Annotated in this window: 26 protein-coding genes and 1 other annotated feature; of the genes, 6 read left to right on the top strand and 20 right to left on the bottom strand. The window is 44.5% G+C overall.

From position 1 onward, the window contains the following. Positions 1–6 precede the first annotated feature (6 nt). From M1D69_RS07355 to iolG, 6 genes are all read right to left on the bottom strand, one after another. Positions 7–207 carry a DUF2905 domain-containing protein gene (locus tag M1D69_RS07355; protein WP_087992292.1) on the bottom strand — a complete coding sequence of 67 codons (201 nt, stop codon included), beginning with the start codon at positions 205–207 and terminating at the stop codon, positions 7–9. Next, the gene (ruvB, locus tag M1D69_RS07350) at positions 200–1,204 is read right to left on the bottom strand and encodes a Holliday junction branch migration DNA helicase RuvB (RefSeq protein WP_024122329.1); all 1,005 of its coding nucleotides are present in this window, start codon (positions 1,202–1,204) and stop codon (positions 200–202) included. The genes M1D69_RS07355 and ruvB overlap by 8 nt, the downstream gene beginning before the upstream one ends. Before the next feature lie 10 nt (positions 1,205–1,214). Continuing rightward, complete coding sequence (ruvA, locus tag M1D69_RS07345; RefSeq protein WP_024122330.1) at positions 1,215–1,820, bottom strand: Holliday junction branch migration protein RuvA; 606 nt, start codon at positions 1,818–1,820, stop codon at positions 1,215–1,217. 138 nt (positions 1,821–1,958) lie between these two features. Continuing rightward, positions 1,959–2,468: an intercompartmental signaling factor BofC gene (locus M1D69_RS07340; protein WP_105990296.1), complete on the bottom strand. Its 510-nt coding sequence runs from the start codon at positions 2,466–2,468 to the stop codon at positions 1,959–1,961. Between the two features lie 47 nt (positions 2,469–2,515). Beyond that, positions 2,516–3,823, bottom strand: coding sequence for an RbtT/DalT/CsbX family MFS transporter (locus M1D69_RS07335; RefSeq protein WP_458104134.1), 1,308 nt, complete (start codon positions 3,821–3,823; stop codon positions 2,516–2,518). A gap of 83 nt (positions 3,824–3,906) precedes the next feature. Further along, positions 3,907–4,932 (bottom strand): inositol 2-dehydrogenase, encoded by a 1,026-nt coding sequence (iolG, locus tag M1D69_RS07330; RefSeq protein ID WP_458104135.1) that lies wholly within the window; start codon positions 4,930–4,932, stop codon positions 3,907–3,909. A 237-nt stretch (positions 4,933–5,169) separates the two neighbouring features. On the opposite strand from iolG, the gene M1D69_RS07325 reads away from it, so the two are divergent. Beyond that, positions 5,170–5,820: a phosphotransferase gene (locus M1D69_RS07325; RefSeq protein WP_024122334.1), complete on the top strand. Its 651-nt coding sequence runs from the start codon at positions 5,170–5,172 to the stop codon at positions 5,818–5,820. Positions 5,821–5,861: 41 nt separating this feature from the next. On the opposite strand, the gene M1D69_RS07320 is transcribed toward M1D69_RS07325, so the two are convergent. Further along, on the bottom strand, positions 5,862–5,984 hold the full coding sequence (locus tag M1D69_RS07320; protein WP_458104136.1) for a hypothetical protein: 123 nt from the start codon (positions 5,982–5,984) through the stop codon (positions 5,862–5,864). Positions 5,985–6,187: 203 nt separating this feature from the next. Between M1D69_RS07320 and M1D69_RS07315 the strand changes: the two genes are divergently transcribed. Together M1D69_RS07315 and M1D69_RS07310 are read left to right on the top strand one after the other, a co-directional pair. Further along, a complete protein-coding gene (locus M1D69_RS07315; RefSeq protein ID WP_458104137.1) occupies positions 6,188–6,514 on the top strand; it encodes a DUF5412 family protein in 327 nt (108 codons plus the stop codon). Positions 6,515–6,782: 268 nt separating this feature from the next. After that, on the top strand, positions 6,783–8,237 hold the full coding sequence (locus tag M1D69_RS07310; protein ID WP_458104138.1) for an alanine/glycine:cation symporter family protein: 1,455 nt from the start codon (positions 6,783–6,785) through the stop codon (positions 8,235–8,237). Between the two features lie 48 nt (positions 8,238–8,285). On the opposite strand, the gene M1D69_RS07305 is transcribed toward M1D69_RS07310, so the two are convergent. The 6 genes from M1D69_RS07305 to nadB form a co-directional block, all read right to left on the bottom strand. After that, positions 8,286–9,005 carry a YebC/PmpR family DNA-binding transcriptional regulator gene (locus M1D69_RS07305; protein WP_458104139.1) on the bottom strand — a complete coding sequence of 240 codons (720 nt, stop codon included), beginning with the start codon at positions 9,003–9,005 and terminating at the stop codon, positions 8,286–8,288. A gap of 103 nt (positions 9,006–9,108) precedes the next feature. Beyond that, positions 9,109–9,720, bottom strand: coding sequence for a YhcN/YlaJ family sporulation lipoprotein (locus M1D69_RS07300; RefSeq protein ID WP_024122340.1), 612 nt, complete (start codon positions 9,718–9,720; stop codon positions 9,109–9,111). A gap of 146 nt (positions 9,721–9,866) precedes the next feature. Further along, on the bottom strand, positions 9,867–11,030 hold the full coding sequence (safA, locus tag M1D69_RS07295; RefSeq protein ID WP_202657480.1) for a spore coat assembly protein SafA: 1,164 nt from the start codon (positions 11,028–11,030) through the stop codon (positions 9,867–9,869). Positions 11,031–11,145: 115 nt separating this feature from the next. Next, positions 11,146–12,249: a quinolinate synthase NadA gene (gene nadA / locus M1D69_RS07290; RefSeq protein WP_458104140.1), complete on the bottom strand. Its 1,104-nt coding sequence runs from the start codon at positions 12,247–12,249 to the stop codon at positions 11,146–11,148. Next, positions 12,236–13,105, bottom strand: a complete 870-nt coding sequence (gene nadC, locus M1D69_RS07285; protein WP_458104141.1) for a carboxylating nicotinate-nucleotide diphosphorylase — start codon at positions 13,103–13,105, stop codon at positions 12,236–12,238. Before nadC ends, nadA begins: the two co-directional genes overlap by 14 nt. Next, positions 13,059–14,654 (bottom strand): L-aspartate oxidase, encoded by a 1,596-nt coding sequence (nadB, locus tag M1D69_RS07280; RefSeq protein WP_458104142.1) that lies wholly within the window; start codon positions 14,652–14,654, stop codon positions 13,059–13,061. The genes nadC and nadB overlap by 47 nt, the downstream gene beginning before the upstream one ends. 102 nt (positions 14,655–14,756) lie before the next feature. Between nadB and M1D69_RS07275 the strand changes: the two genes are divergently transcribed. Together M1D69_RS07275 and M1D69_RS07270 are read left to right on the top strand one after the other, a co-directional pair. Further along, positions 14,757–15,938: an IscS subfamily cysteine desulfurase gene (locus M1D69_RS07275; protein ID WP_458104143.1), complete on the top strand. Its 1,182-nt coding sequence runs from the start codon at positions 14,757–14,759 to the stop codon at positions 15,936–15,938. Continuing rightward, entirely contained in the window at positions 15,904–16,446 is a 543-nt protein-coding gene (locus M1D69_RS07270; RefSeq protein ID WP_044154192.1) for a transcription repressor NadR, read from the top strand. The genes M1D69_RS07275 and M1D69_RS07270 overlap by 35 nt, the downstream gene beginning before the upstream one ends. Before the next feature lie 21 nt (positions 16,447–16,467). On the opposite strand, the gene pheA is transcribed toward M1D69_RS07270, so the two are convergent. The 4 genes from pheA to M1D69_RS07250 are packed head-to-tail and all read right to left on the bottom strand — an operon-like array spanning position 16,468 to position 19,740. Next, positions 16,468–17,325, bottom strand: coding sequence for a prephenate dehydratase (gene pheA, locus M1D69_RS07265; RefSeq protein ID WP_458104144.1), 858 nt, complete (start codon positions 17,323–17,325; stop codon positions 16,468–16,470). A gap of 17 nt (positions 17,326–17,342) precedes the next feature. Next, positions 17,343–17,786 (bottom strand): transcriptional regulator ThrR, encoded by a 444-nt coding sequence (gene thrR / locus M1D69_RS07260; protein WP_010335153.1) that lies wholly within the window; start codon positions 17,784–17,786, stop codon positions 17,343–17,345. 54 nt (positions 17,787–17,840) lie between these two features. Then, a complete protein-coding gene (obgE, locus tag M1D69_RS07255) occupies positions 17,841–19,127 on the bottom strand; it encodes a GTPase ObgE (RefSeq protein WP_024122348.1) in 1,287 nt (428 codons plus the stop codon). 34 nt (positions 19,128–19,161) lie between these two features. Beyond that, positions 19,162–19,740, bottom strand: a complete 579-nt coding sequence (locus tag M1D69_RS07250) for a Spo0B C-terminal domain-containing protein (RefSeq protein ID WP_458104145.1) — start codon at positions 19,738–19,740, stop codon at positions 19,162–19,164. A 77-nt stretch (positions 19,741–19,817) separates the two neighbouring features. Between M1D69_RS07250 and M1D69_RS07245 the strand changes: the two genes are divergently transcribed. Beyond that, positions 19,818–19,940, top strand: coding sequence for a hypothetical protein (locus M1D69_RS07245; RefSeq protein ID WP_458104146.1), 123 nt, complete (start codon positions 19,818–19,820; stop codon positions 19,938–19,940). Positions 19,941–20,059: 119 nt separating this feature from the next. Here M1D69_RS07245 and rpmA read toward each other — a convergent pair whose 3' ends face one another. From rpmA to rplU, 3 genes are read right to left on the bottom strand one after another with little or no spacing between them, the layout of a single operon-like run. Next, entirely contained in the window at positions 20,060–20,344 is a 285-nt protein-coding gene (gene rpmA, locus M1D69_RS07240) for a 50S ribosomal protein L27 (RefSeq protein WP_003222623.1), read from the bottom strand. Positions 20,345–20,356: 12 nt separating this feature from the next. Beyond that, a complete protein-coding gene (locus M1D69_RS07235; RefSeq protein WP_069487111.1) occupies positions 20,357–20,698 on the bottom strand; it encodes a ribosomal-processing cysteine protease Prp in 342 nt (113 codons plus the stop codon). A gap of 2 nt (positions 20,699–20,700) precedes the next feature. Then, positions 20,701–21,009, bottom strand: a complete 309-nt coding sequence (gene rplU, locus M1D69_RS07230) for a 50S ribosomal protein L21 (protein WP_010330275.1) — start codon at positions 21,007–21,009, stop codon at positions 20,701–20,703. A gap of 13 nt (positions 21,010–21,022) precedes the next feature. Then, positions 21,023–21,100: a sequence feature (ribosomal protein L21 leader region), on the bottom strand. Between the last annotated feature and the right edge of the window lie 32 nt (positions 21,101–21,132).

The following is a 21,132-nucleotide window of genomic DNA, read 5'->3' as shown; positions in this document are numbered from 1 at the left end:
CTTTTGTTATTTCATTCTGCCGAAAAGATTAAGCAAGATTGATAATACCACACTTATGATAATACAAGTGACAACCGGGAAGAAAAACGTCACATTTCCTTTTTTCACAAAAATATCTCCCGGCATCTTGCCGACAAAATGCAAAACCGCTCCGATAATAAGCAAAACAGCACCAAGAATCATAATGATCTTAGGAAATTCAATCATATCGGGGAGCCTCCATTTGAAAATGATGATAAACGGCCGGTGTGACGATCCTTCCCCGCGGCGTTCTCTGGATAAAACCGATTTGCAGGAGATACGGTTCGTACACATCTTCAATCGTATGCGGTTCTTCGCCGATCGTGGCTGAAATCGTATCAAGCCCCACCGGACCGCCGTTAAATTTTTCGATCATTCCCATCAGCAGCTTGTGATCAATGTGATCCAAGCCAAGACGGTCGACTTGAAGCCGCTCCAAAGCGTCCTGAGAAATCTCTTCTGTAATCCGGCTGTCGCCTAACACCTGTGCAAAATCCCGGACCCTTCTCAGCAGGCGGTTGGCCACCCGCGGCGTTCCTCTTGATCTTCTGGCAATCTCAAGCGCTGACGGCTGATCAATTTCAACCTCAAACACATCAGCCGTTCTCGTAACAATATCAGCAAGCTCTTCTTGTGTATAATACTCAAGCCGCGACATGACGCCGAATCGATCTCTTAACGGCGCCGTCAAAAGCCCTACTCTTGTCGTGGCGCCGACCAGTGTAAAAGGCGGAAGATCAAGACGGACTGAACGGGCAGAAGGCCCTTTTCCAATGACAATATCAAGACAAAAATCTTCCATTGCCGGATATAGCACCTCTTCAATCGATCTGTGCAGCCTATGTATCTCATCGATAAATAATACATCACCCGGCTCGAGCGCCGTTAAGATCGCAGCCAAATCACCCGGCCTTTCAATCGCAGGTCCCGAAGTCGTCCGCAACTCCACTCCCATTTCGTTGGCAACGATGGAAGCAAGCGTCGTTTTTCCAAGCCCTGGCGGACCGTATAAAAGAACATGATCAAGCGTTTCCTGTCTCATTTTTGCGGCATCTATAAAAACACGCAAATTCTCTTTTACCTTATGCTGCCCGATGTATTGAACCAGGCGCTGAGGCCTCAGGCTTTGCTCTATCACTGATTCATGGTTGTCTGCTTCACTTGAGACGAGCCGTTCATCCATGAACATCACCTTACTTCAATAGTTTTTGTAATGCTTTTTTTACGTACTGGTCTGTTGTCAGACCAATATCCTCTTTTAAGTGAGGAAGTACCTTTTTGATTTCTTTTTCGGCATAACCAAGTACCCTGAGGGCCTCAAGTGCTTCTTCAAGCGCCGTTTCTGCCGTTTGTTTTTCAAGTCTTTCTTCATGATTGAACAGATTTTCAATCATTTCAGGCACAACGTCAGCCAGCTTTCCTTTTAAATCAAGGATAATCTGGCGAGCAGTTTTTTTGCCGACACCCGGAAACTTGACTAAAAAGGCTTCATCTTCATTTTCAATGGCTTGAATGACCGCTCCCGGGTCACCTGATCCCAAAATAGCGAGCGCCCCTTTTGGACCGATTCCGGTCACATTTAACAGCTTTGTAAAGAGCGCTTTTTCCTCCCTTGTTGAAAAGCCGTATAGTAAAAACGCATCTTCTCTTACATGATGGTACGTAAAAATGGTTTCTTGACTTCTCTCCTTATATATAAACGGATTTGGCGTAAAAATCTGATAGCCGATGCCGCCGTTTTCTATCACAATATATTGGGGAGATACATAATCAATCGTCCCTTTAACAAATTCGATCACGAAAATTCACCTCTTTGACTGTTCTTCATTGTACCATAAAAACAGGCAAAGGCTTAAAGAAAAGTTAACATATGTTCGCTTCTCATTCATTGTTCCACGAAAAAAAAGACATGAGCACATGTCTTCAATCAGCAGTGGTCACCCGCTGTACGTCTTGATATGTTCTATGACATCCTCAAACTCCGCTTTCGTCCGAAACGGAATGCCTTTTTCGAGATTTTTTTGCATATGGCTCTCCAGTCTTTCTAAGTCAATTTGAAAAAAAGATTGAATCGGTTCAGAATCCGACTCCGGCCGTCCATGAAAAGTGGAAATTACTCCGCTGTCAGAAACGCCGATATACCCATTCACCTTGCTGAGCGGAGAAATATCGTCAACCTGCTTCCGAAATAGAACGTACCCATTTTTATGTTCGACAAGCGTCCATCCCGCATAATCCGCCCAAAAATCATCCATGGAAAGCACTTTTTCACGCTTATGCTCGATGCTGACCTCTCCATCCAAATACACTTTTTCAAGCTGCACATGCACTTGCAGCGGTTCATAGTGCTCCACTTCCGCCCCTGACGCGCGGGGAGCACCCATTAGAAAAGCTGCGGCTGAGCAAAAAATCCCCAGCAACAGATACGCAGTGCTAAATCGTTTCACCCTTTACACCTCTTTGCACACGTTTATGACTAGTCTGACCAAAGAGGCTACTGCTTAACCGTTTCCTCAAAATTTGTTTGCACATTTTTCCTGACAAGCCGTTCCTCTGGATACATATCGGCGCGCCGTTCTGAAATCGTCAGAAATTGTGTCAGGAAAGCACTGAGAAAATATAATGCCGCAAAAATCCATATCACGCCGCCTGCGCCGAGCGGGCCGATAAAAAGGCTCACGATGCCGGGAGCAATAAAAGCGCACAGACCCGATCCCAGATTTAACACAGACATGGCAGCACCTTTGTTATCAGGCGCAAGCGTCGGCAAAAGCGCGCTTAATGGAACATATCCGGCCAGTGCCGCACCGTAGCAGCAGGCAATCATCATCAGCACCCAGTACTGATGCCCGATCAATTGCGGCGTATAATAGAGCGCCAGTGTAAAAATGCCGCAGCCGACACCGCCAAACCACATGACAGTATTGCGCCAGCCCAGTTTGTCTCCGACCGCGCCGAAAATGATGTTAAATACAATGTTGACAAAAAACAGCGTCCCCCAAATTTGCAGCCATTCTGAAACAGAATAGCCGTAACGCGCCAAATAGGTCGGAAGAAATATCGCAAATCCGAATTGTCCGAGAGCATTAATTGTCTTGACTACGCCGCCGATGCCGACTTTAGGATTTTCAAACATAATTGTAAACGCCTTCGACAGCTCTTTCCATTTCGGCTGATCTTGTTTATGTACAGGCATAAATTTATCTTTATTAAAAAACAGTGCGAGAACTCCGCCTGCTGCCACAAATAGTAAAGCGCTCCAAAGCGTATTGATTTCTCCAATCGCCGGAACCGCATAGCTCGAATAAAACGGCCCAAGCACGTTCAGGCCGCACGTAAACATAAACCAAAACCAGCCGACGGCTTTACCAAGGATTTGCTGAGAGGTGCTGTATGATACCCATACAAGAAACGAGTATGCAAACAGCGGGTATCCCAAGCCCCTGAGCGCGTAGCTGCCCAAGAGAGCCGGATAGTACATATGAGGAATCGCCCAGCCGATAAAAGCAACCGAACCGAGGATAAAAGCCAGTAAACCGACCGTCATCGTCTTCCTTGGCCCCCAAGTCTGGACAAAGGTTCCAGATAACCAAGCCGAAATCGTGACAGCAATGCCATACACCGTAAACAGCGAAGCAGATTGCTGCATACTGAGACCGTGATCAACTAGAAAAGGAGACAGCCATCCTTGCTCAAGTCCGTCTCCAACCATAAAGATGACCACACCAATATAACCCCAAATCATATGAGAAGGAATTCCGATTTTGTTCAAAGCATTTCCTTTAGCATGTGCTGTTTTCATGATTTCCACCGCCTACTTTTTATAAAGTATCAATGGAATGTATATACCCAGGCTTGCTGCATTGTAATCCCTTTATCTGAATATTAAAAAATAATTTTTTCAGTATGTTCAATGCTGACAGGCATGCCTAAAGCGAGCGACTGCTGAGCCGCCCTTGCTATTCGTTCCGCCTGTAAGCCGTCATCGCCGGTGCAGGCAGTCTCCCGATTGGTTTTGATCGCATCTGCAAACTGAAGAATTTCTTCTGTGTAGGCTTCCTTATAACGTTCAAGAAAAAAGAAATACGGTTTATCCTTCATGACAAAGTCAGCGGTTGACACTTCTACCGTCGTGGGCCTGCTGTTGTCCGCTGCTGCCGAGCCTTTCGTGCCGAAAACCTCGACCCGCTGGTCATATCCGTACACAGCTTGACGGCTGTTGTCTATCACACCCATGGCACCGTTTGCAAATGTCAAGGTCATGACAGCCGTATCAATGTCCCCCAGCTCTGCAAAGGACGGATTCACCAAAGCAGCTCCTTTTGCATACACTTCCGTCACTTCACTTCCCATGATGTATCTCGCCATATCAAAATCATGAATCGACATATCGATAAATAAGCCGCCTGATGTGCGGACATAATCAACATTCGGCGGTTCTGGATCCCGTGATGTAATTTTCAATAAATGAGGTGTGCCGATTTCACCATTTGAGACAATGGTTTTGATTTTCTTAAAATGAGGGTCGAAACGGCGGTTAAATCCGACTTGCAGCTTAACCCCATGTTTCCGCACGGCCGCAAGTGCCTCCTTCGTTTCATCGGGAGAAAAACTGATTGGTTTTTCACAAAAAATATGTTTTTTCGCCTCAGCCGCTTCTCTGATGATTTGCGCATGTGTGTTTGTTGGCGAACAGATAAAAACAGCGTCAATATCAGGATCAAGCAATAAATCTCTATAGTCAGCGGTTATGTATTCAATGTGGTGACTGGCGGCCCAATCCTGCAAACAGCTTGCAGAAATATCAGAAACCGCTTTTATTTTCATATGAGGAATCCGATGTATATTTTGAACATGAAGTTTGCCGATGCGCCCTGCACCGATCATTCCTGTCACCATCTGTTTCGTCATAGCGTGTTCCCCCTTGATAGTTTACGAAAGCGCTTTATTTAAAATTAATAGTATCCCATTTGTAAGCGCTTTTCAAGGAGGGGAATAAACGTTTTCATGTCTCTTTTATCACAATCAAAGCTTATAGGTAGCCTTCTTTCCCAAGACCAGATACACTATATTTAGGCTCTTTTTCCTGAACAGTTTTGGATTTTCCTATAAACAACTGCATAAAATAGAGCAAAGAAGGTGAATGAAATGCTGACAAAAGCAGAGGCACTGGCCCATTCAGTCATATACCGCCAAAACAGCAGATTTGATAAAGTCAAAGAGAAACCCGAGGAATTAACATTGATCGGTAAGGGACGAAGCGCCTATGTGTTCGCCATAACCGAAGGTGACCGGAAAATGGCGCTGAAGGTATTTTTTCCGGAGTATCAAGCGACAGCCGTCAAAGAAGCAGCGATTTATGAAAAATTAGCCGGATCCGCATTCTACCCTGACATTTATGAAACTGGTGATTCATTTATTTTAATGGAATATATTAAAGGCGATACCTTTTACAACTGCCTGAAAAAAGGTATCGCGATCAGCGACGATATGATTCAGCAGGTAGAGGACGCACTTTCTGACGCCCGTGCAGCCGGCCTCAACCCGTCAGACATTCATTTGCGTAATCTGATTCTGACAGAATCCGGAGCAGTGCGGGTCATTGATGTTGCGAGATTTGAACAGACGAAAACGTGCACGCAGTGGGACGATTTAAAAACGGCGTATCATACGCTTTATAAAAAGCCGATTTTCCCGAAAAAAATCCCGGGCTTTTGGCTTGAGGTCATTGCTTTTTTATATAAAAAAGATTGGTTTCAGAAGCACTTTGCACAACGGAAAAGAAAATATTCTTCATAAAAAAAGGCAGCCGCATATGCGGCTGCCTTTATCATTTTATTTTACTTTTTGACAGCAGAAATTAATTTCATTTGTTCAGGCGACAGCTTGATGCAATACCCTCTCACACTCAAATAAACCGCTTCTGAGTTCTTTTCGCTGGAATGACAATATGTGTTTTCCATTTCTGTCTCCCCCACCCTTTATCTATTTTCTTTTATCATACCTGCGCTTTATTGAGGAAATTTTAAAGAAATGTAAAGATCGTATAAAATCCGTGATATGGTAAAATGAGAGAAAAAAAGGAGAAAGTCACATCAAAACACGCAGTACAGTCCTTCTTATAATATTCTCATGTCTTCTGTTCTTCGGCGGTGCCGTCTATTGGATGTTTTTTTCACTGAAAAATGTTCCGAAAGGCAGCCTCGTACAATCAGTGGAATCGCCTGACGGAAGCTATACGCTAAACACTTATGTATCCAAAAATACCTTAAGCTCAGATGCCGCCAGAGGCGAACTCGTGAATGAAAAAACACTTGTCAAAAAAACAATCTATTGGAATTATCCTGACAGCAGACCATCTATAAAATGGTTGAACAACAATACAGTAAAAATCGGCAACCAGACTTTACATCTCGCTATCGATGAAACTTATGATTGGCGGAAGGATGATCATTGGATTCGTGAGGAACCGCCTCAAGCATCAGTGAGATGAGATAATGAAAGATCCTTATCGCTTTGCCTTTTATATACGCAATGGCAGAGCTTGGTTATTTATTTCTCAAAGACTGTTTCACAATTGGTGTCCACATACCTTTATAACCAGAAGCGCGGCGTACTTCATACGCCGCGCTTTTTTACCCCATTCTCCCCTCTCATGATCATTACACGTTATATAATGTGACAGATTGATTGTAAAAATAGTTCAATTAACCCAAAATCCTCTTTATAAAGCAATCGAAACGACGTGAGGAGGAAGCTTGATGGCAGATTTTGTTGCTAGTTTAAACGCGGTCTTATGGAGTACACCCGTCATTTATACTTTATTAGGAATTGGATTGATCTTTTCTATTGTGACCCGTTTTTTACAAATCAGACACATCAAGGAAATGATTGTGCTGATGTTTCAAGGCAAGAGCTCAGAGGCAGGGGTATCTTCGTTTCAAGCATTATCAATCGCGCTGTCCGGCAGGGTGGGGACCGGAAATATTGCAGGTGTGGCAACAGCAATTGCGTTCGGCGGACCCGGCGCGGTGTTCTGGATGTGGGCCATTGCTTTTATCGGTGCTTCAAGCGCCTTTGTTGAATCTACTCTTGCCCAAATTTATAAAGTGAAACAAGGCGGCCAATATCGAGGCGGACCCGCTTATTATATAGAAAAAGGATTAGGCATTAAATGGTTTGCTGTTTTATTTGCGGCTGCGGCCCTTATTGCAATGGCTCTCCTTATGCCAGGGGTCCAGTCCAACTCCATTGCGACGGGCGTCCAAAATGCATTCGGCATCTCTCCTGCCATTACTGGCTGTTTTCTTGTTCTCTTATTAGGTTTTATCATTTTCGGAGGTGTGAAACGCATCGCCAGTGCCGCACAAATGATTGTCCCGTTTATGGCAGTCGGATACATTCTGCTCTCTCTGATCATCATTGTGATGAATATTTCTGAACTGCCTGCTGTCATTTCTTTGATTTTCAGAAGCGCTTTCGCGTTAGATTCTGCATTCGGCGGTCTCATCGGCATGGCCATTTCATGGGGCGTCAAACGAGGCATTTATTCAAACGAAGCCGGACAAGGAACAGGCCCTCATCCCGCTGCCGCCGCAGAGGTATCTCATCCGGTAAAGCAAGGATTGGTTCAGGCATTTTCTGTTTATATCGACACTTTATTTGTATGTTCCGCTACAGCATTCATGATTTTATTTACCGGTATGTACAATACACAGGCTGCTGACGGTTCATTTATTGTCAATCACCTGAAAGGTGTAGAAGCTGGACCGGGCTTCACTCAGGCCGCCATTGACAGTGTGCTGCCCAGCTTTGGTGCAGGCTTTGTCGCTATTGCTTTGTTCTTCTTCGCTTTTACAACCATTATGGCTTATTACTACATCGCTGAAACAAATATCGCATATTTAGCGAGAGGCAGAGAAAGCAAATGGGCATTGCTCGGCTTAAAACTGATCATTTTAGCCGCGACATTCTACGGTGCTGTCAAAACCGCTACACTTGCTTGGGCATTAGGTGACGCGGGACTTGGCATTATGGTTTGGCTGAACGTCATTGCCATTGTTTTGCTCGCCAAGCCGGCGCTTATTGCGTTAAAGGATTATGAGCAACAGAAGAAACAAGGCTTAGACCCAGTCTTTGATCCTAAAGCTCTCGGCATCAAAAACGCTGATTTCTGGGAGAAAGAATACACACACGAAAATGAGCGCGTCTCTTAAGACGAAAAAAGACCGGCCTGAGATCACTTCGCGCCGGTCATTTTTATATTACTGGTAATTTGTATACACTGCCTGAACATCATCATCGTCTTCAAGCGCATCAATCAATTTATCCAGTTTTTCAACAGCCTCATCATCAGCATCTGCATATGTTTTCGGAATCATGGTTACTTCAGCTGAATCGACTGGATAATTTGCTTCAAGTGCTGTTTTTACCTCTTCAAAACGTTCAGGCGCTGTTAATACCTCAAAGTATTCATCCTCTGTCTGCAGCTCTTCGCCGCCCGCTTCTATGACATCAAGCATCAGGTCATCCTCTTCTATTTGCCGATGTGTGCGGTCAATTGAAATGTACCCCTTCCGTTCAAACAAAAATGCCACACATCCGATTTCTCCGAGACTTCCGCCGTTTTTATTGAAAGCTGTCCGCACATTTGTCGCCGTACGGTTTTTATTATCAGTTAAGCACTCCACCATGACAGCAACCCCTGAGGGACCGTAGCCTTCATAGGTGATTTCCTCGTAGCTGCTGCCGTCCTGGCTTCCTGCGGCTTTTTTTAGGGCACGGTCTATATTATCATTTGGCATATTGGCGCCTTTTGCTTTTTCAATCACAAGCCGCAATGCTGAATTTGCTTCAGGATCGGCTCCGCCTTGCTTTGCTGCCACATAGATTTCTTTAGCAAGCTTCATAAACACTTTTCCGCGCTTTGCGTCTTGCGCATTTTTTCTTTTTTGGATGTTTTTCCACTTAGAATGGCCAGCCATGCTTTCACCTTCCTTGGTATTTCTATGTACACTTTAATGGGAATTGCAAGCCGTTGTAAAGAAAAAGACCGCCGGGAATCACTCTCCGGCGGCCTTCTTAGTCCTAGCGTCTGTTCATTTTATGAAGTCTTGTGAACAGTCCTTTATCTGTAGATACTTGAACGTCACGGCCATCCGCATAGTTTCGTGCGGCTTTTTTGACATTTTGCCTGTCAGATTGTGTGAAATCAGCGTGGCTTCTGACTGCGATGACTACTTTGTCATCCGTTACCATCACTTGTGTGTCGTTGACGTTTTTGACTTGTTTCACACGATTGGCGATTTTTGCGGCAAGTCTTCTGTTCTCTTGGTTGTCATACCCGTTGTTGTTCGTCCCATTTCGGTTCATGTTTCTGTTATTTGTGTTGTTATATGTTCCGTCAGTTGCCAATGGGACGCGATCATCTGCAGTAACACGGTCGTTTACATTGGTTGTGTTTCGGTCACGGCCGTTCTGGCCGTTCTGGTCCTCCATCAATTCAGAGACCGGGCCGTCATGATCCATCCCGTCTCCCTGTCTGTCAGCGTCATTCTCATTTGTATAATATCCGATTGGACGGGTATTGCCGTTATTACCGTTATTACGCGTATCATTAAGGGCATCATTATTTGCGCCGCATGCTGTTAATCCGGCTGTCATCAAAATGAGGCCTGCAATTGTTAACTTTCTACCCAATGGAAAAACCCCCCGAGGACTGATTGAGCATGTTGTGCTCGTTTTTATCATGTGCATCAGGGAGATATGTTAAGCGTGTCAGTTATGACCATTCGACTATTGTAAAGAAATACAAAAAAAGGAACGATTTACATCGTCCCGAACAATCATTCACTTTCTTCTTCCGGCCGTCCAAACATCTGGTTTGTTGAAGGCTGATTCGGCATGGAAGTTCCGGCGGCATACGGATTCGGATTTGCTCCTCCGTAAGGCATATAAGGAGTTCCATATGCTCCTCCCTGATAACCAGGTGCTGAGAAGTATGGCTGCTGATCATCGTCACACCCGCAATCATCATGATCCTTAAATGGCGGCATATAACCATGTGCCACATTTGGCTGATAAGCACCCATCACTTGAGGAGCGCCATAATAAGGACCGTATGGCATATGCCCATAAGGAGATCCATAAGCCGGCGATGCATATTGAGGCGCGCCGTGCGAAGGCTGATATCCGTAATGTCCGTGATGGCTGTTTTCATGATGCTGGTTATCATATTCACCCGGATCATATTGCGAAGGTGATACAAAACTTGGCTGGAAGCCATAAGGCTGATGCATCGGAAATGCATGTGCAGGAAAGTATGGGTAGCACAGGCCGGATCCAGGCAGAACCGGTGAGATAGGAACCGGACATGGCACAAAATGGGCTGGATACGGATAGTATGGCTGAACTGCCGGCATATTCGGAACAGTGTGGTGGATGTTTTCTTCTTCCATACCGCCTACATCTGGCGCCTTAGGCGTATTAGGCATATTCGGATAATTTGCATTCTCCATATTACTCATTGCCTCCTGTTGTGGAAATTGATCTTGCATGTCATACATATGATCTATATTTCCGTCATGATGCTTTTTAGGCTCCTCCGGTTTAGGAGGTGACCAAGGCTGAAAAAGCTGATTCATATCATAATAATCGTTCACATCAGCTTCAGGATACACATTATCATGCAAATTCGGCATCGGCGGGACAAAAGGAACAGACTGCTTTTCTTTCGGCTTTGTGTCTTCTACGTCGACAACGGATTTAGGCTTCTCCTTGGAAAATGGGTGTTCTTGCTTCTCATCCCCGACTGCCGCCGGACTTTTGCCCGCTTTTATCTCTTTTCTGACTGGAACACCTCCAGACGGCACTTTTATTTTCATTCCAGGCATGATTAAATCTGGATTGCTGAGCTGCGTATTGAGTTTTTTTACTTCCTCAACATCAACTCCGTATTTTTCAGCTATTTTCCAGAGTGAATCGCCTTTTTGAACGATATGGATTTTCAACGTTTTCCCCTCCTATGCAAAACGTGAACAGTTCAGTTGTGATTACAATATGTTTCTTCACAACATATGCCTGATCAAAAGAAATTATGAGTACAGGAGGGGAAATATTTCTGATTTACGTGATGGAAAGCATTCGATTCAGCGCTAGAAGGGCATCGTCCTGAATGACTTTCGGCACTTTGATCACGCCTGCTGGTTCTCCTTTTTCTATTTGTTCTAAAGACCAGAGTAAATGCGGGAGGTCAATTCGATTCATCGTCAGACATGGACACATATCCGGATTGAGTGATTCAATTTGTTTGTCGGAATGCTCTTGAATCAGTCGCTGAACAAGATTCATTTCTGTACCGATTGCCCATTTGCTACCCGGCTGAGCGTGGCTGATTGCATCAATAATATATTTCGTTGATCCGCTGTCGTCACTTTGCATGACGACTTCATGGGAGCATTCAGGATGAACAATGATCCGGATGTCAGAATCTCGTTCTCTAAAATCATTTATATTTTTCACGGTGAATTTTTCATGAACAGAACAGTGGCCTTTCCAAAGAATAACCTTGATATCGTTTTGTTCTGCCTCGTTCTCTAATTGATCTTGAATCGGGTCCCAGACAGCCATGTCCTCAAGCGGGATACCCAGTTCATAAGCGGTGTTCCTTCCTAAATGCTGATCAGGCAGAAATAAAATGCGTTTTTTCTTTGTAAACGCCCATTCAAGCACTTTTTTGGCATTGGATGAGGTGACAGTCGCTCCGCCGTGCTTACCGACAAATGCCTTGATCTCCGCTGTAGAATTCACATAGGTTAATGGTATGATCGTGTCGCCGAATATATGCTGAAGTTTCTCCCACGCCCTGTTCGTCTGCTGCATGTCAGCCATGTCAGCCATAGAACAGCCCGCTCTCATATCTGGCAGGATGACCGTTTGGTCCGCACCTGTCAGCATATCAGCAGTCTCTGCCATAAAATGTACGCCGCAAAATACAATATATTCCGCATCCTTATTTTTTTCCGCCATTTGGGCAAGCTGGAGTGAATCGCCCGTTTGGTCAGCAAATTGAATTACTTCATCCTTTTGGTAATGATGGCCTGGAATAAACAACCTGCTCCCAAACTTTTCCTTGATGGCCGCAACACGTCTCTCCATCTCTTTCATTGACAGCCCTTTATAATGGTCAGGCATCATTTCAAATTGTTTGATTGCATCAAGAATTGACATAACCGCATTCCTCCACTGACTGATTTGTTAAAGCCACATCCATGCTGATATCTAAGCTTTTGACCGAATGAGTCAGAAATCCTAAGGAAATATAATTCACACCCGTCCCTCTAAAAGCGGGCAGAGATTCTAATGTAATTCCTCCGGAAGCTTCGGTTTTAATGTGATCCGGTGTGATATTTGCAAAATGGCGGACAGTGTCAGGCGGGCAATTGTCAAACATAATGACATCAGCTTCAGCAAGAATGGCTTCTCTGAGCTGTTCCTCAGATTCAATTTCCACTTCAATATTCACCATGTGCCCTGCAGCCTGCCGCGCTTTTTCACACGCCTTTACAATGGAACCGCAAGCTGCAATGTGATTATCTTTGATCATGATTCCGTCGTACAGGCCAAATCGATGGTTATATCCTCCTCCGACCCTGACCGCATATTTTTCGAGCATTCTTAACCCCGGCGTCGTTTTCCTTGTGTCACAAATCTTAATCTGTTCATCATCAAGCCGTTCAACAGCCTGCCTTGTCATCGTCGCAATACCCGACAGCCTTTGAGTAAGATTTAATACGACCCTCTCTCCAGAAAGAAGAGCAGCGGCCGGTCCGCGTAAGACGGCAATCACATCACCCTTTCGCAAATGATCTCCATCTTTTTTGTGTAAAAACGTCTGAACCTTTTCATCTAATAAAGCAAAGCCTTCCTTTATCACCGCAGCTCCGGCGAAAATGCCGTCTGACTTTGCAACAATTGAGGCCTCACAGTTCTGTCCTTCAAAGATGGACTGTGATGTAAGATCTCCCGTCCCTATATCCTCATGAAAAAAGTGATTCAGCAATTTTTTCAGCTGTAAATGATTCATTTCTCCAAATCCCTTCGTTTTTTCTCATTTTGGTTCCCTTTTTTGTATGGACAATTTGTTTTCCTTGCCAGCCTGCATCAGCCTGAGGGATATCAACCCGAAAATGCGCCCCCCTGCTTTCTTCCCGCAATAGAGCAGACGAAGTCATCAGCTTTGCCACCTGCCACAAGTGAGAAAGCTCCAGCTGCGGAATTGTGATATCCTTCACATTTATCTTCTGAGATGGGAGCCCATAAAGCCAATTGCTCATCTTAATCAGTCTGTCTTTTTCTCTTACTATGGACATGTCGCTTGTCATTCTGTTTTGCAGTTCAGAAAGCTCGATATTCGGCACCTCATAAACTCCGCTGGTTTCACCGTTGAATTGACTATACCTGTTATCAGCCGGTTTTCTCATGATATGTTCTGCTGCTCTTTTACCAAACACTAGTGCCTCCAGCAAAGAATTGCTCGCAAGACGATTGGCTCCGTGTAAGCCGGTACATGCTGTTTCCCCTATCGCGTAAAGCCCGGGTACAGTTGTTTCTCCCCACCGATTAACAAAAACGCCTCCCATTAAGAAATGCATTCCCGGCGCAACAGGTATTTTTCTTTTACGAATATCAACCCCTGCCTTTTGGCAAATAGAGGTGATTGTGGGAAAACGCACTTCGAAGTCAGAAATAGCGCTGCAATCGATATACACACGTTTTCCTTTTGCTATTTCTTCATGAATCACCCGCGAGACGACGTCCCGTGGTGCTAAATCCTCCAGCGGATGCCGTCCGGCCATAATACGGCGGCCATTTTGGTCTGTTATAAAACCGCCCTCACCTCTGACTGCCTCTGAAACAAGTCCACACGAGAGGCCATTTTTGACAAGAAGTGTAGGATGAAATTGGGTAAACTCTAAATCAGTTAATTCCGCTCCGGCCCGGTAAGCAAGTGAAAGACCATCACCCGTGACAGATGGATCGTTCGTATGGTGCTGAAACAAGCTTCCGCATCCGCCAGCTGCCAGCACAACCTCATCCGCATGTCGCAAATTGATCCGGCCGCGGCTGTCTTTCGCCACTACACCGGCACAGCGCCCATTCTTCATCAGCAAATCAACCGCTGTTTCATTCTCGATGACTTCGATTTGGCTATTGATTTGTTTCAGCAAGTAATCCATGAGCATGCTGCCTGTAGCGTCTCCGCCCGCATGAAAAATGCGGTTGTGCGTGTGGGCTCCTTCCCTGCCGAGGCTGACTTTGCCTTGTTTATCCCGATCAAATGGAAAGTCATTCTCCAAAAAATTCTCAATGATGGTTTTTCCATCAAGTAAAACGTCTGATACGATGTTTTGATCGTTATGTCCGCAGCCTGCATATAACGTATCCTCCATATGAGACGCAATCGAGTCATCTTTTGCATAAGCCGCCGCAATTCCGCCCTGTGCATGTCTTGAATTGCTGTTTTTTGTGCTTTTTTTCGTGATGACAGTCACCTGGTATGATGGCGGAAGTGCAGAAGCCAGGGCAAGTGCTGCCGCTCCTGAACCAATGACCGCAATCGTCTTTATAGACATATGCCACCTCCTGTTGTTTAAACCTGTCTTGACACCTATATTTACACAACGATAAAATAAACTCAAGAGTTTTTTATGAAGAACATATGGAGGAAAGACCGGATGATTTATTTAGATTATGCAGCAACCACGCCAATTTGCGAGGAAGCTCTGAACGTATTTCAGAAGCTCAGCATTGATATGTACGGGAATGCCAGCAGCTTGCATGACGCTGGGGGAAAAGCAAAGCATATACTGGAGTACTGCCGGGGGAAAATAGCTGACATAATCGGCGGAGAAACAGACGGTATATATTTTACAAGCGGCGGCACTGAATCCAATTTTCTTGCCATTCAATCATTGTTAAACGGCCTGCCAAAAACAAAAAGACATTTTATTACGACTGCCATGGAACATCAATCAATCCATAACTGTGCTGCTTTACTGCAGAATTATGGCATTGACGTGACAATCATTAAGCCTAATGAGTACGGACTTATTACCGAGGAAATATTGGCAGCTCATATTCGCCCGGACACAGGCCTGGTTTCTATTCAGCATGCCAATTCAGAAACAGGAATTATTCAGCCCATTAAACACCTGTCATCATATCTTCACAACAGGAAAATTCTTCTTCATTGTGATGCGGTACAAACATTCGGCAAACTGCCCATCCATACTGAAGAAATGGGGGTGGATGCTCTCTCTGTTTCCAGTCACAAAATTCACGGCCCTAAAGGAGTTGGAGCTGTCTATATTCGGCCGGACGTCAATTGGAAACCGGTGTACCCTGACACCATTCATGAGAATGGGTTTCGAGCAGGCACGGTAAACGTACCGGGTATCGGAGCTTTTACAGCGGCTGCGGAGCTGATCGTAAGTGAAATGGAAAGTCAGATATCCCACAATCAAATGTTAAGACAATACTTTTTAGAACAAATCCGTATTCGGTCTCTCCCTGTAACCCTTGCGGCAGATGTTACAAACACAGAATGTCTGCCCCATATTATCGGGTGTTTTTTTGGCTCATTTGAAGGACAATATGTTATGTTAGAATGTAATCGGAATCATATTTGCATTTCAACGGGCAGCGCTTGTTCTGCAGGTTATCACGGACCGTCTGAAACGATGAAAGCGTTAAGAAAAACAGAGCAGGAAGCCCTGCAATTTATCCGCATCTCTTTCGGAAAAAACACAACAACTGAACAGCTGGATATGTTATTACATACGTTTACAGCGCTTTTGGAACAAAGGAAAGGAGAATATCATATTGACCGAAGAATTAAAGCTCTTGGGCGCCAATAGGCGTGAGCAGCTTCTTTTGTGGCTGAAGGAATCCACATCGCCGCTGACAGGAGGAGAGCTCGCAAAAAAAGCAAATGTTTCGAGACAGGTGATCGTTCAGGATATCTCGCTTTTAAAAGCGAGAAACGAACCGATTATCGCCACAAGCCAAGGCTATGTCTATCTGGACGCCGCCGCTCAGAAGCATCAGCAGGCAGAAAGAATCATAGCGTGTCTGCACGGGCCTGAACGGACAGAAGAAGAATTACAGCTCATCGTGGATGAAGGGGTAACTGTAAAAGACGTAAAAATTGAGCACCCTGTATACGGAGATTTAACTGCAGCGATCCAAGTCGGCACGCGAAAAGAAGTCAAACATTTCATCAAAAAGATCAATTCCACAAATGCCGCTTATTTATCACAGCTGACAGATGGTGTGCATCTTCATACACTGACAGCACCTGATGAACATCGTATCGATCAAGCATGTCAAGCACTCGAAGAAGCCGGTATTTTGATCGAAGACTAAAAAAAGCCCTAATAGGGCTTTTTATAATTGATAAGATTGATATGTACCAAGCAGCTTTACTTTGCATCCGAGCGCTTCAAGCTCCTGCATAGCCCCAGGGATTAATACTTCATCAAACGCCTGTTCAATATCAACAATAAAGAAATAATTCCCTAACCCGGTTTTGGTCGGACGGGATTCGATTTTAGACAGGTTTAAGTTTCTCCAAGAAAAAGCAGACAGCACTCTATGCAGCGCTCCGGCCTGATCATCCTGCGGAAGCATCACCATCAGTGTTGTTTTTGGTCTTGAATTCAATTTTGAATTCACTTCAAATGATATATTTTCATCAGGAGACAGAATGACAAATCGCGTATGATTGTCTCTATAATCCTGTATATCCCGTTTTACGATTTTTAATTCGTATGTAGAAGCCGCCATTTCATTGGCAATCACCCCGATATTCAGCTCCGGATGGTCACTGACAAACTTTGCCGCCGCTCCGGTTGAATTGGCGTATTCATACGGCACGGAAGAAAAATGCTGATGGAGAAATTTATGGCACTGTGCAATCGCATGTGAATGAGAATAAATTTTGTCTAGGTCTTTCCATGCATTTTCTCTGGAAGGATGAACGAGTAAGTGCTGATGAATCGGCAATGTCATTTCACCTACGATAGGCAGAGGCTGTTCATGTATTAAATAGTCTATTGTTAAGTTTACTGACCCTTCTAATGCGTTCTCTAAAGGAACAAAAGCAAAATCAACCTCACCTGCAACTGCCGCATCTATACATTCCGGTATCGTGCGGTAAGCAACATGCTCGGCGCCATTTTGGAAACAAGAACTGACTGCTAAATGTGTGAATGTAGCTGCTGGACCTAAATAACCGACTTTCATGACGATATTCTCTCCCCTTACGCTCCTGAACCTAATATTTCAACCTTTTCTACAAAGTCAAACTTTCTCATCTTGTTCATTAATGTATGAATATCCTCTTCCATTGCAGATGTGCTGATAGACAGCGTTACGTTTGCTCTCCCTTGAAGCGGGATGGTCTGGTGAATGGAAAGAACGTTGCTTCCAGAGTCAGCCACCGCCTGAAGGAGCTGAGATAACGCGCCTGAGCGATCCTCCAAATGAAAGAAAAGTGTGATAATTTGCTCTTTAACCATTGTATAAAAAGGAAAAACGGCATCTCTGTATTTATAAAATGCACTTCTGCTTAAATCCACCTTTTGAACGGCATCTGCCACTGATTCTGCTTTTTTCCGATCCAGCAGTTTTTTGACTTCCAATGTTTTTCTCATCGCATCAGGCAACACATCTTCACGGACAAGATAAAACGTCTCCTCTTTCACTTGCATCCCCCCTTTTGAAAATAGAGAGCCTGATATCCAGGCTCCCACCCATCATTAATCAATAAATTCAAATTCGAATTCAAGAAGTCTGATAATGTCTCCGTCTTTGGCCCCGCGTTCTCTGAGTGCTTCATCAACACCCATTCCCCGCATCTGTCTTGCAAATCGTTTAACAGATTCATCACGTGAGAAATCAGTCATCTTGAATAATCGCTCAAGACTGTCTCCTGAAAGCACAAAGACTCCGTCAGGATCTCGCGTAATGCTGAATGGCACTTCTTCATTCTCCATCGTGTACATGACGCGGTTTTGCGTAAGCTCTTCCTCGTCATACAGCGGGAATTCCGGAGTGTTTTCCAGCTGATTGGCGACTTCATACAGAAGCTCGCGAAGACCTTCTCTTGTCACTGCACTGACCGGGAACACCGGATAATCATCCGTCAGCTTTTCTTTAAACCCTTCAAGATTTTCCGCCGCCTGCGGCATGTCCATTTTATTTGCGACAATAATTTGCGGGCGCTCAGTGAGACGCAAATTGTACTCGCTCAATTCCTGATTAATCGTCACATAATCCTCATACGGATCGCGGCCTTCCAAGCCGGACATATCAATGACATGAACGATAACACGGGTCCGCTCAATATGGCGCAAAAATTGGTGGCCAAGCCCGACGCCTTGATGAGCCCCTTCAATCAGTCCAGGCAAATCGGCTATAACGAAGCTCCGTCCATCATCTGTTTCGACCATGCCAAGATTCGGAACAAGTGTCGTAAAATGATAATCCGCAATTTTCGGTTTTGCAGATGAAACGACGGACAACAAAGTCGATTTTCCTACACTTGGGAACCCGACAAGCCCGACGTCTGCAAGCACTTTTAATTCAAGAACAACATAGCGTTCTTTTCCCGGTTCACCGTTTTCTGAGAGCTGAGGTGCGGGGTTCGCCGGTGTGGCAAAGCGTGAGTTCCCTCTTCCGCCTCTTCCGCCCCTTGCGATGACAGCCTGCTGTCCATGTTCAGTTAAATCGGCAATGACCTGTTTTGTATCATCGTCTGTCACAACAGTGCCAGGCGGAACTTTAATGACCATATCATCAGCATTTCGTCCATGCTGGTTTTTTGACATGCCATGCTCGCCGCGAATCGCTTTAAAGTGTTTTTTATATCTAAAATCCATAAGAGTACGGAGACCTTCGTCCACTTCAAAAACGACGTCTCCTCCTTTTCCGCCGTCGCCGCCGGCAGGGCCGCCTTTCGGCACATATTTTTCACGGCGAAACGCAACCATCCCGTTGCCTCCGTCGCCGCCTTTTACATACACTTTCACCTGATCTACAAACATAATGTCCTCCGTTCTAAACCGTTAAAAAACTCCGCTAGTTCAACCCAATTTCAATCAGACATTCGTGACTTGTGATCTCAAAACGCATGATATCAAAGTCCTCATATCCATTTTGCCGAAAATCGTCAAAGGCAGATATATTGGCAAACGTGCCGTGAAAATCAAGATAAAGAATCAGCTGTCTGTCAGGATGATCAGTTTGAAGCGAAACGGTTAAATGATTTTCACTGCCTCTAGTAACTGCTTGTTCAAACAAATGAAACAGCTTTCTCATCAGTTTCGCCAATTTTTCATCATAAGCTGACAAATCCTTAATTTCCCCGAGAACTTCATATTCAAGTGTCATACATTGGGCTTTCCAATTAAACGTAAGAAAATCAAACGCTAAATGCGGTGTTTTCAGGTTTGAGAGCTTTGATTCGTGCTTAGCGTCTATCACCATTTCTTCAATGATTTCAAAGACGCGGTCATACTTCTGCAAGCTTAAGTTTCCTTTAATAAGCTGCAGCTTATTCATCCAATCATGCCGGGAATGGCTAAGAAGATGAATCAGTTCATTCGTTAAAGCCGTATCGCTTATATTTTCTTCTTGATTTTTTGAAACATCCTTCATTTTCGCACTCCCAATCATTTGATTTCTTATTTAGGAGTCTGTATAAGTGTGTATTATGAATTATAACAGAGAAGGCTTTGATAGAAAAACAATTGTTTTTCCCAGAAATATCATGTTCCTTTTTTCTGGCTTTGGTTGATTTTCAGCCAGGCAGAACATTTTATGTATTACTGCTTGGGGAACATATCCAGTGGGTTTGAGACATTCGTTCTCATTCTTGGCGGGGTCTGCTCGCACATACTCTGCATAACATTCTTGATGCTTACTCCGCGTATTGCAAAAAAAACTCCAGTCATTATCGACCGGAGTTTTTGAATCATTATTGAGCTACAGGATATACGCTCACTTTTTTGCGGTCACGGCCGAAACGTTCGAATTTAACAGTTCCGTCGATTTTCGCAAAAAGAGTGTCATCTCCGCCGCGGCCCACGTTTTCACCTGGGTAAATTTTTGTTCCGCGTTGACGGTAAAGGATAGAACCGCCTGTTACGAATTGACCGTCAGCACGTTTAGCACCTAAACGTTTAGCCTCAGAGTCACGTCCGTTCTTTGTAGAACCTACTCCTTTTTTAGAAGCGAAAAACTGAAGATCTAATCTAAGCATGTAGCTCACCTCCTATATTATGTTTGTGGTCACACGCAAGTGGTCTTTATAATCCCGCTCAATTGTCTCTAACGAAACAATCATGCCTTCAATCAGCAACTGAGCTTTTTGGCGCGCCTCCGGATCGAGAGATTCAGGGAATTCAAAATAGAAATAACCCCCATCTTCTCCTATATCAAGAAGCGGCTCGAAGCCCGCCAGAGCGATGACCGCGTTAACGGATCCAAACACAACGGCTGTTACTCCGGCACATACGAGATCTTGTCCATGTTCAGCAAAGTTGGCGTGGCCCGTCATTTCAAAAGACAATAAGCTTTTGTCAGTACGGGACCGTCTGATTGTTGCCTGAATCATGCTTACGCGTTGATTTTTTCGATCGTCAATTTAGTGTAAGGCTGACGATGACCTTGTTTTTTATGAACGTTTTTCTTTGCTTTGTATCTGAAAACAGTGATTTTTTTCGCGCGGCCTTGTTTTTCAACTTTAGCCGTTACTGTTGCGCCTTCAACTGTAGGGTTGCCGACTTTCACGTTGTCTCCGCCAACAAACAAAACGTCTTCAAAAGTAACTGTTTCACCTGCTTCAGCAGCAAGTTTCTCGATGTAAACAGTTTGGCCTTCTTCAACTTTAATTTGTTTACCGCCTGTTTTAATGATTGCGTACATTCTCTGCACCTCCTATTAGACTAAGACTCGCCAGATACCAGGGGGCTGTATAACAACTCTTAACACCTGTACTGAGCGGTTGTAGCATTGGTGCTACATCCATAACATTAAAAAATATATCAG

The sequence above is a fragment of the Bacillus sp. PK3-037 genome, from assembly GCF_054161355.1.
The sequence above is the reverse complement of the archived record's forward strand: the minus strand, read 5'-3'. Positions and strand labels throughout refer to the sequence as shown.